This is a genomic window from Microbacterium sp. K41, assembly GCF_004794395.1.
In the GTDB taxonomy this organism is placed as follows: Bacteria; Actinomycetota; Actinomycetes; order Actinomycetales; family Microbacteriaceae; genus Microbacterium; species Microbacterium sufflavum.
The window spans coordinates 1-10,105 of sequence record NZ_SSDO01000357.1 but is presented as its reverse complement, the minus strand read 5'-3'; the positions used below and the strand labels follow the sequence as shown (position 1 = coordinate 10,105).

Here is a 10,105-nt window from a genome sequence, read left to right as displayed (position 1 = left end):
CGACGACGCTCCGGTCGACCAGCACGGCCCCCTGGGTGCTGGAGCCGGCGGGCACCGCCTCGCGCGCCTGGGCCGAGCAGCTGTGCCGCACCGCGGGGTTCGAACCGGACGTGCGCTTCGAGCTCGCCGACCTCACGGCGCACATCCGCCTGATCCACGCCGGGCTGGCCGTCGGGCTGCTCCCCGAGCTGGTGTGGGCGGGCGACACCCCGACCGTCGACCTCTCCCCGCTGCCGCGCTCCCCGCGCCGCGAGATCTTCTCCTCCGCGCGACGGGTGTCGGCCGCCGCCCCGTCGATCCGCGCCGTGCGGGCCGCCCTCGCCGACGCCGCCTCGCACAACCTCCTCGACTGATCCGCCCGGTCATCCGCGAGGAGGACGCGCCCCGGAGAGCCCCGGGCTATCCTCGGCAAGATGTCGCTCTTCCCTCCCCGCCTCCCGGCCGCCCGGTACTTCGCCCTCACCTGGGGCATCACGGAGCAGTACGGGGGGATGACGAGCGCGATGCTGCGGCGGTCCCGCTCGTTCCGCCGGATCGGGGGCGTCGACGTCGACCTGCTGACGCTCGACGACGGCCCCGACTACCCCGAGCTGTCGGAGCGGCTGCGGGCGAAGGGCGAGCTGATCGATGGGCTGCGCATCCGCAACCTGTGGGACGAGCTGCGTGCCACCCCTCCCGCACCCCGGGGCGTCATCCCGACGCTGCCGCCGCTGCTGGCCCCGGAAGACGACGACACCGTGCGCGAGCACGACGGCGTGGTGCTCAGCCGCGCACGCCGAGACGGGGACGGACACCTGTCGGTCGACCGGTTCCGCCGCGACGGCTCCCTCCTGGCGACCGAGCGCGAGGGGGCGGAGCGGCGCGTGGTCGTCTACGGCGTCGACGGGACCCCGCTGCGCTCCTGGCGCACCACCTGGGGGCTGTACCGCTGGTGGTTCGACCGCCTGACGGCGGGGCGCGCGAGCTTCCTGCTGGTCGACTCGAAGACCGCCGCGCGACCGGTCGCGGGATACCGCCGTGACCACGTGACGACCCTGCACATCGTGCACGCCTCGCACCGGGTGGCCGGACGCCCGCGGACGCTCCGCGCCTCCCGGGAGGGCGTCCTGCGGCGCGCGGGAGACTTCGACGAGATCGTGGTGCTGACCGAGCGGCAGCGCAGCGACCTCGTGGAAGACCTGGCCGCCCTGGGCGTGCAGGCCCGCGTGCGCACGATCCCGAACGAGGTGACGCTGCCGCCCGCGGTCTCCGCACCCCGTCCGGCCACCCGCGGCGTGGTGGTCGCGTCGCTGGACAAGCGCAAGCGCCTGGGCCACGCGATCGAGGCGCTCGCGACGGCCCACACCGCGGACGCCCGGATCGAGGCCGACGTCATCGGCGAGGGCCCGGACGAGCCGAAGCTGGCCGCGCGCATCCGCGATCTCGGCGCCGAGGAGTGGATCCGGTTGCGCGGCTTCGACCCGCACGCACGGGAGGAGTTCGCGACCGCCGGGTTCAGCCTGCTCACCTCGACGTCGGAGGGGCTGCCCCTCGTGCTCGTGGAGAGCATGGCGGCCGGGTGCATCCCGCTCGCCTACGACATCCGCTACGGCCCGGCCGACATGATCCGCGACGGGGTGAACGGCTTCCTGCTCCCCGAGGGCGACGTGGACGGGCTCGCCCGGCGGATCGCGGAGCTCGCCGCGATGCCATCCGGGCGGGTCGAGGGCATGCGGAGGAAGGCGCGGGCCAGGGCGGCCGAGTTCTCCGACCGGGCGATCACCCGACGGTGGGCGCGCGAACTCCGGGCCGCGTACGACGCGAAGCTGCTGACGGCCGCACGAGAGCAGCCGATGGGCGTGCGGGCGCGGCGACTCGCGGGCGTGGTGCGGCGCCGGGCCCGGTGGGCGCTCGGCCGCTGAGCATCCGCCGCTGACGCGCGGGAATATGCATGCGCATGTATGAGTTGGGTGGGGAGTAGCCCGGACGACGGCGTCCGATCCATCCCACCGTCCGAAAGGCACTTCCGTGAGCACTCCCGTCATCGACCGCACCGCCCCGACCGAGCACCCCGTCCTCGACGTCCTCGCCGGCCGCTGGAGCCCCCGCGCCTACGACGCGCAGAACGCGATCGACGAGGACAAGCTCGCCACCGCCCTGGAGGCCGCCCGCTGGAGCCCCTCCGCCAACAACACCCAGCCCTGGCGCTTCCTGGTCGCCCGGCGCGGCACCGCACTCCACGCGCAGATCGTCGACGCGCTGATGGGCTTCAACCAGGCGTGGGCCGGCAACGCCGCGGCGCTGATCGTCGCGATCGCCGAGACCGAGACCGCCGACGGCACGCCGCTCACCCACGCCCTGTACGACCTCGGCCAGGCCGTGGCCCACCTCTCCGTGCAGGCGCACCATGACGGCCTCGTCGTGCACCAGATGAGCGGCTTCGACCCGGAGGTCGTGCGCGAGTTCGCCGACCTGGAGCCGCGCTTCACCCCCACCACCGTCATCGCGCTCGGCGAGCTGGGCGACATCGCCGCGCTGCCCGAGCCGCTGCAGGAGCGCGAGGTCGCCCCGCGCGTGCGTCGCCCGATCGCGGAGACCGTGCTCCTCAGCGCCTGAGTCGCGCGCACGCCGGCGCTCCGCCGCGGCGAGGCCCGGTCCCCGCACGGGGCCGGGCCTCGCCGTATCGGGGCGGCCTTTTGTGAGGGGTGCGGCACGACCCCCCGCACCTACAATCGTCGGCATGGCATTCCAGCGCAGGGTCAAGTCCGTCGAGCAGTCGATCGCCGAGACCCACGACGAGCAGAGATCGCTGAAGCGATCCCTCGGCGTGTGGGATCTCGCCGTCATGGGTGTCGCGGTCGCGGTCGGCGCCGGCATCTTCTCCGTCGGCGCCGAGGCTTCCGCGCGACACGCGGGCCCGGCCGTCATCATCTCGTTCATCATCGCGGCGGCCGTCTGCGGTCTCGCGATCCTCTGCTACGCGGAGTTCGCCTCCTCCATCCCGGTGGCCGGGTCCGCATACACGTTCACGTACTCGACGCTGGGCGAGTTCCTGGCCTGGATCATCGGCTGGGATCTCATCCTCGAGATGCTGATGGCCTCCGCGGTGATCGCCAAGTACTGGGGCGTCTACCTGGGCGACGCCGTGTCGCTGTTCGACCTGCAGATCCCGATGACGCTGCAGCTCGGCCCGCTCAGCTTCGACTGGGGTCCCGTCGTGATCGTGGCGATCTTCACCGTGCTGCTCGCGCTCGGCACGCGGCTGTCCAGCCGCGTCAACAGCGTGTTCACGGTCATCAAGGTCGCGATCGTGCTGTTCGTCATCGTCGTGGGGCTGTTCTTCATCAACGGCGCCAACTACACCCCGTTCGTGCCGCCGGCGCAGCAGGGCGTCGCCTCGGAGAGCGCCTGGACGCAGTCGCTGTTCTCCTTCATGACCGGCGCCGACCCGTCGATCTACGGCGTGTTCGGGATCCTCAGCGGCGCGGCCCTGGTGTTCTTCGCGTTCATCGGGTTCGACGTCGTCGCCACCAGCGCCGAGGAGACGAAGGACCCCAAGCGCACCGTGCCGCGTGGCATCATCCTCGGGCTCGTGATCGTGACCGTGCTCTACGTGCTGGTCGCAATCGTCATCACCGGGATGGTGTCGTACACCGAGCTGGCCAAGCTCGACGAGCCGTCGCTGTCCAGTGCGTTCGAGCTGGTCGGGGCGACGTGGGCGGCGCAGGTGATCGCGATCGGCAGCCTCGTGGGGCTCACCACGGTGGTCATGGTGCTGCTCATGGGTCTGGCGCGCGTGGTCTTCGCGATGAGCCGTGACGGCCTGCTGCCCCGCTCGCTCAGCGTGACCGACGCCAAGCGCGGCACCCCCATCCGCATCCAGCTGATCGTCGGGGTGGTGATCGCGATCATCGCCGGATTCACCGACGTGCAGGTGCTGGGCGACATGATCAACATCGGCACCCTCTCGGCGTTCGTGCTCGTGAGCATCGGGGTGCCGATCCTGCGCAAGAGCCGCCCCGACCTGGAGCGGCCGTTCACGGTGCCGCTGTCGCCCTGGCTCCCGTGGATCTCCGCGATCGCCTGCTTCTGGCTGATGCTGAACCTCAGCACCGAGACCTGGGTGCGGTTCGCGATCTGGCTCGCGCTGGGCCTGGTGATCTACTTCGCCTACTCCCGCCGGCACTCGCTGATCGGCCGGGAGCTGGAGCGCGACGCCCTCGGCGGCCTCCGCAGCCGGCCGTCGGACTGACGGCGAAGAGCCCCGCCCCGGGTTTCCGGGACGGGGCTCTCGTGTGGTGACGGAGTCTCAGTCGTCGAGCAGCTCGGCCTCGATCACGTCGTCGTCATCCTCCGCGGGCTCGGGCTCGGGGGTCGTCGACGTGAGCACGAGTCCCGAGCCGTCGGCCGCCACGTCCACGCGGACGGTGTCGCCGTCGCGCACGCCACCGGAGAGCAGCGCCGTGGCCAGCTTGTTCTGCACCTCGGTCTGGATGAGCCGGCGCAGCGGCCGCGCACCGAACATCGGGTCGTAGCCGCGTTCGGCGAGCCACGCCCGCGCGTCCGGGGTGACGGCGAGCGTGAGCCGGCGGTCCTTGAGCCGGTCGTGCAGCTGGTCGACCGACAGCTCCACGATCTGCGCGAGGTCGTCCTCGCTCAGCGCGCTGAACATCACGATGTCGTCGAGCCGGTTGAGGAACTCCGGGCGGAACGCCTGCCGCACCAGCGCCATCACCTGTTCGCGCTTCTCGTCGGGCGAGAGCACGGGGTCGATGAGGATCGGCGAGCCGAGGTTCGAGGTGAGGATCAGGATCACGTTCGAGAAGTCGACCGTGCGACCCTGACCGTCGGTGAGGCGGCCGTCGTCGAGCACCTGCAGCAGCACGTCGAACACCTCGGGGTGCGCCTTCTCCACCTCGTCGAGCAGCACCACGCTGTACGGGCGCCGCCGCACGGCCTCGGTGAGCTGACCGCCCTGCTCGTAGCCGACGTACCCGGGAGGGGCGCCGACGAGCCGGGAGACCGAGTGCTTCTCGCCGTACTCCGACATGTCGATGCGCACCATGGCGTGCTCGTCGTCGAAGAGGAACGCGGCGAGCGCCTTGGCCAGCTCGGTCTTTCCGACACCGGTCGGCCCGAGGAACAGGAACGATCCGGTCGGACGGCCGGGGTCGCTGATGCCCGCACGGGAGCGGCGCACCGCGTCGGACACGGCCTTCACGGCGTCCTTCTGGCCGATCAGCCGCTTGCCGAGCTCGTTCTCCAGGTGCAGCAGCTTCTCGCTCTCGCCCTGGAGCAGACGCCCGACGGGGATGCCCGTCCAGGCGGCGATCACCGCGGCGATGTCCTCCTCGGTCACCTGCTCGTTCACCATGCGCGGCTCGGTCGAGGTGGTCGCCTCCGCCTGCTCCGCTTCGGCGATCTCGCGCTCCAGCCGCTTGATGGTCTCGTACTCGAGCTTGGACGCCTTCGTGTAGTCGGCGTTGCGCATCGCGAGGTCGCGCTGGGTGACGGCGTCGTCGAGCTGCTTCTTCAGCTCGCCGACGCGGTTGAGCCCCTGACGCTCGCGCGCCCAGCGGGCCTCGAGGCCGGCGAGCTCCTTCTCCAGCTCGACCAGGTGCTCGCGCAGCGCGCCGAGGCGCTCCTTCGAGGCGGCATCCTTCTCACGCTTGAGGGCCAGCTCCTCCAGCTTGAGCCGGTCGACCTGACGCTTGAGCTGGTCGATCTCGACCGGGGAGGAGTCGATCTCCATCTTGAGCCGCGACATCGACTCGTCGATCAGGTCGATGGCCTTGTCCGGGAGCTGCCGAGCGGGCAGGTACCGGTTGGACAGGGCGGCGGCCGCCACGAGGGCGCTGTCCGAGATCGTCACCCCGTGGTGCGCCTCGTAGCGACCCTTGAGGCCGCGGAGGATCGCGATCGTGTCCTCGACCGAGGGCTCTCCCACGTACACCTGCTGGAACCGGCGCTCCAGGGCCGCGTCCTTCTCGATGAACTCGCGGTACTCGTTGAGCGTGGTCGCGCCGATGAGCCGCAGCTCGCCGCGGGCCAGCATCGGCTTGAGCATGTTGGAGGCCGCGACGGAGCCCTCCCCGCCGCCCGCGCCCATGAGCACGTGCAGCTCGTCGATGAAGGTGATGACGCGCCCGTCCGATTCGGTGATCTCCTTGAGCACCTGCTTCAGCCGCTCCTCGAACTGCCCGCGGTACATGGCACCGGCCACGAGGGCGGAGATGTCGAGGGTGACGAGCTCCTTGTCCTTCAGCGACTCGGCCACGTCGCCCGCGACGATGCGCTGCGCGAGCCCTTCGACGACGGCCGTCTTGCCGACGCCGGGCTCGCCGATCAGCACCGGGTTGTTCTTGGTGCGACGCGTGAGGACCTGGCTGACGCGTCGGATCTCGCTGTCCCGTCCGATGACGGGGTCGAGCTTGCCCTCGCGGGCGCGGTCGGTCAGGTTGATGCCGAACTGCTCGAGGGCGGACTGCTGTTCCTGGTTCGGGGATCCGGTCTGCGGGGTGGTCATGCGCTCCTCCTGGAGGTACTCCTTCTGGTCGGCCCCGCCGCCGAAGTCCGGGGACGGGATAAAAGTTGAGCCGTGTTGACTCAAGTTTACCATTCCGGGGGTCGCGCCTCCAGCCCGTCGTCACCTCTCCCGGACGATGGCATCCCAGACCGCGGCGGCGACCTCGCGCTTCGACCCCGACGCGGTGCCGGCGGCGGTACCGCCAGGACCGAGGATGTGCACGGTGTTCTCCGCGCGCTCGAAGCCGCGGTCCCAGCCGACCTCGTTCACCACCAGCAGGTCGACCCCCTTGCGCTGCTGCTTCGCGCGGGCTCGGTCGAGCATCTCGGCCTCGTCCTCCGGCGTCTCCGCGGCGAACGCGATCACGAGCTGCCCCGCGCGCCGAGCGGCCGCGAGCCCGGCGACGATGTCCTCGTTCTCCACGAGCTCGATCGGCGGCACGCCCCCGGTGTCCTTCGTGAGCTTGCGCGCCGACACCTCGACCGGGCGGTAGTCGGCCACCGCCGCCGCCATGACCACGACCTGGGCGTCCGCGGCCGCCTCGGCCATCGCGGCGGACAGCTCCGCGGCCGTGCCGACCGTGACCACCCGGATGCCCGGATGCCGCGCGGCCTCGCACACGTCGCCCGACACGTTCGCCGCCACCAGGGTCACCTCGGCTCCGCGGGCGGCGGCTTCGGCGGCCAGGGCGACCCCCTGCCGCCCGCTGGAACGGTTGCCGAGGAAGCGCACCGGATCGATCGGCTCGCGCGTGCCACCCGCCGACACCACCACCCGGACGCCGGCGAGGTCGCCGGGCGTGAGGAGGGTCTGCGCCACCGCGAACACCTCCTCCGGCTCCGCCATCCGCCCCGGACCGCTGTCGCCACCCGCCAGCTCGCCGTCGGCCGGACCGACCACGTGCACGCCGCGCTCACGGAGCGTTCCCATGTTCGCCTGCGTGGCGGGGTGCCGCCACATCTCCGCGTGCATCGCCGGGGCCACCAGCACCGGCGCCTCGGTCGCGAGCAGGGTGGTGCCCAGGAGGTCGTCGGCCAGCCCGGCGGCCATCTTCGCGAGCGTGTTGGCGGTCGCGGGCGCCACCACCACGAGCTCCGCGGCCTGCCCGAGCGCGACGTGGCGCACCTTCGCCACATCGTCGTGCACGCTCGTGGTGACCGGGTGCCTGCTGATCGCCTCCCACGTCGGCAGCCCCACGAAACGCAGGGCGTCCGCCGTGGGCACCACTGTCACGTCGTGACCCGCCTTCGTCAGCAGGCGCACCAGGTGCACCGTCTTGTAGGCGGCGATGCCGCCCGTGACCCCCACCACGATGTTCACGTCTCGATTCTGCCCCAGCCCACCCCCGCCCGGGCCTGCAGGATCGCAGAGGGGCCGGGCACGCCCGGTCCCGCGCACGTCCTCGACGCCGCGCCGGGAGGGCCCCGGCGCGCGCGGGCGACCTAGACTCGGGAGGGTGTGTACGGTCGTGATCGATGTCGAGACTGCCGGTTCGGCACGGCTCCTGGCCGTGCGAGACGAGGATCCTCACCGCGAGTGGGACGCGCTCGGCCCGTGGTGGCCGGAGCAGTATCCGGGGGTGATCGGCATCCGCGACCGCCGGGCGGGCGGGGCCTGGCTCGCGGTGAACCCGCAGGAGCGCCGTCTGGCGGTGCTGCTCAACCGTGCCGACGTGAACGACCTCCCCGGCCCCGCGGCATCGCGCGGATCGCTGCCGCTCGAATCGGTGTCGGGTCGTTCGCCGCAGCGCCTCCCCCGCATGCACGGGTTCAACCTGCTCGAGGTCGGGCCCGACGGCGCGCGGGTGGTGTCGTGGGACGGCGCGACGTTGCGCGAGACCCCGGTGACGCCCGGAACCCACATGATCGCGCACGACGACCTCGACGACGAGCAGACGCCGCGCATCACCGCGTGGCTGCCGGAGTTCCGCGCCCTCGGGCCCGCCGCGGCGAGCGCCGACTGGGTCGCGGAGTGGACGGCGCTGCTCGGGGCCTCCGCGGAGCTGTCACCCGAGGACGACCGCGCGATCATCCGCGACAACCGTCCGCACGGGTATCCGACGCAGTCGCTGTTGTACGCCGTGGCCGCGGTCACCCCCGCGGGGGTCGAGGTGCGCGACGTCACCCTCCCGTCCCCCGCGCACTGGACCGCCTGACCCGCGGCACCCTGACCCGCGGCGCCCTGGCCTTCCGGATCGAAACCGCGCCTTCCCGCGCCTCCCCCGGCCCGTTATCCACCCCGCACCGCCCGGCACCGACCCGGCATGCCGCGACTCAGGCCGCGGGCACCGCGTCGTCCGCGCAGGAGAACCGCGCCCGATAGGCCGTGGGCGTCACGCCGAGCACCCTGGCGAAGTTCTGCCGCAGCACGGCCGCCGAGCCGAAGCCGCACTCGCCGGCGATGTGCTCGAGCGGCAGGTCGGTGCGCTCCAGCAGACGCTGCGCGTGGATGATGCGCTGCCGGGCGAGCCACGCGGCGGGTGTCGCACCGTACTCGGCCTTGAAGCGCCGCGCGAACGTGCGGGGCGACATGAGCGCCCGGCCGGCGAGGTGGTCGACGCTGAGCTCCTCGCGCAGGTTCTCCACGGCCCAGTCGGCGACCGCGGCGAGGGAGTCCGACGGCGCCACCGGGATGGGGCGGTCGATGAACTGCGCCTGACCGCCGTCGCGCTGCGGCGGCACGACCATGCGGCGGGCGATGCGGTTGGTGATCTCGGCCCCGAGCTCCTGGCGCAGCAGGTGCAGGCACGCGTCGATGCCCGCGGCGGTCCCGGCGCTGGTGATGATGCGGTCGTCCTGCACGAACAGCACGTCGGGGTCGATGTCGATCCGCGGGTACATCTCGGCCATGGTGTGCGCGTACATCCAGTGGGACGTGGCACGGCGCCCGTCGAGCACCCCGGCCGCCGCGAGGATGAACGATCCGCTGCACACGCTCATGACCCAGGCCCCCCGGTCGACCGCGGCGCGGGCGAGATCGGTCAGGCGCTCGTCGATACGACCCCAGGTCGAGCGGGGCACGGGGCAGAACACCACGAGGTCGGCTTCGTCGGCGAAGGTCAGGTCGTGCTCGACATTGACGGAGAAGCCGATCTTGGAGCGCACGACCCCGGGCTCCGGCGCGACGATGCGGAAGTCGAAGTTCGGCACGCCGTCGTCCGAGCGGTCGAGGCCGAACGCCTCGCACGCGACACCGAACTCGAAGGGGGCGAATCCGTCCTGGATGACGCAGGCGACCGTCTTCATGCACTCTCCTGGTTGGCAGTTTTCTGTCGTAGAGGGTCGTTTCTGCCACTCGTGGCCGTAACCCGCCGCGCGTAGCTTTTCTGCCATGATACTCATCATCGCGCTTCTCGCCATCGCCGGATGGGCGGTCGTCGCCACGATCGTCGAACTGCGCCGCGACGGCTACCGCCCCACCCCGACCGACTGGAGCCGTGTCTCCGGTCGCGACGTGCACCAGCAGGCCGAGCCGGGTCACGGCTACCGCTGACCGTCGCACAACCCCCTCGTCGCGCCACGGCGGCGCGGCTACGCTCGGGGCATGAGCGACCCCCAGCAGCCCGCCGAGTCCGCACCCGTGCCACCGCCGCCCGCCCCT

At 71.9% G+C, this 10,105-nt stretch carries 9 protein-coding genes; 6 read left to right on the top strand and 3 right to left on the bottom strand.

What is annotated here, in order from left to right; genetic code table 11:
- The 4 genes from DW309_RS11045 to DW309_RS11030 all read left to right on the top strand — a co-directional run.
- A partial coding sequence (locus DW309_RS11045) for a LysR substrate-binding domain-containing protein (protein WP_240753187.1) occupies positions 1 to 353 on the top strand: 353 nt, incomplete at its 5' end.
- Between the two features lie 60 nt (positions 354 to 413).
- Positions 414 to 1,901 (top strand): glycosyltransferase, encoded by a 1,488-nt coding sequence (locus DW309_RS11040; protein WP_136045402.1) that lies wholly within the window; start codon positions 414 to 416, stop codon positions 1,899 to 1,901.
- 106 nt (positions 1,902 to 2,007) lie between these two features.
- The gene (locus DW309_RS11035; protein WP_136035155.1) at positions 2,008 to 2,595 is read left to right on the top strand and encodes a nitroreductase family protein; all 588 of its coding nucleotides are present in this window, start codon (positions 2,008 to 2,010) and stop codon (positions 2,593 to 2,595) included.
- Positions 2,596 to 2,719: 124 nt separating this feature from the next.
- Entirely contained in the window at positions 2,720 to 4,231 is a 1,512-nt protein-coding gene (locus DW309_RS11030; RefSeq protein ID WP_136045401.1) for an APC family permease, read from the top strand.
- A gap of 57 nt (positions 4,232 to 4,288) precedes the next feature.
- Here DW309_RS11030 and DW309_RS11025 read toward each other — a convergent pair whose 3' ends face one another.
- Together DW309_RS11025 and coaBC are read right to left on the bottom strand one after the other, a co-directional pair.
- Positions 4,289 to 6,505, bottom strand: coding sequence for an ATP-dependent Clp protease ATP-binding subunit (locus DW309_RS11025; protein WP_136035153.1), 2,217 nt, complete (start codon positions 6,503 to 6,505; stop codon positions 4,289 to 4,291).
- A gap of 120 nt (positions 6,506 to 6,625) precedes the next feature.
- Positions 6,626 to 7,825: a bifunctional phosphopantothenoylcysteine decarboxylase/phosphopantothenate--cysteine ligase CoaBC gene (gene coaBC / locus DW309_RS11020; RefSeq protein ID WP_136045400.1), complete on the bottom strand. Its 1,200-nt coding sequence runs from the start codon at positions 7,823 to 7,825 to the stop codon at positions 6,626 to 6,628.
- A gap of 136 nt (positions 7,826 to 7,961) precedes the next feature.
- On the opposite strand from coaBC, the gene DW309_RS11015 reads away from it, so the two are divergent.
- Entirely contained in the window at positions 7,962 to 8,660 is a 699-nt protein-coding gene (locus DW309_RS11015; protein WP_136045399.1) for an NRDE family protein, read from the top strand.
- Positions 8,661 to 8,778: 118 nt separating this feature from the next.
- Here the strand turns inward: DW309_RS11015 and DW309_RS11010 are convergent, their stop codons facing one another.
- Positions 8,779 to 9,750, bottom strand: a complete 972-nt coding sequence (locus DW309_RS11010; protein WP_136045398.1) for a GlxA family transcriptional regulator — start codon at positions 9,748 to 9,750, stop codon at positions 8,779 to 8,781.
- Positions 9,751 to 9,835: 85 nt separating this feature from the next.
- Between DW309_RS11010 and DW309_RS19575 the strand changes: the two genes are divergently transcribed.
- Positions 9,836 to 9,997 carry a hypothetical protein gene (locus tag DW309_RS19575; RefSeq protein ID WP_168387248.1) on the top strand — a complete coding sequence of 54 codons (162 nt, stop codon included), beginning with the start codon at positions 9,836 to 9,838 and terminating at the stop codon, positions 9,995 to 9,997.
- The last annotated feature ends 108 nt before the right edge of the window (positions 9,998 to 10,105 follow it).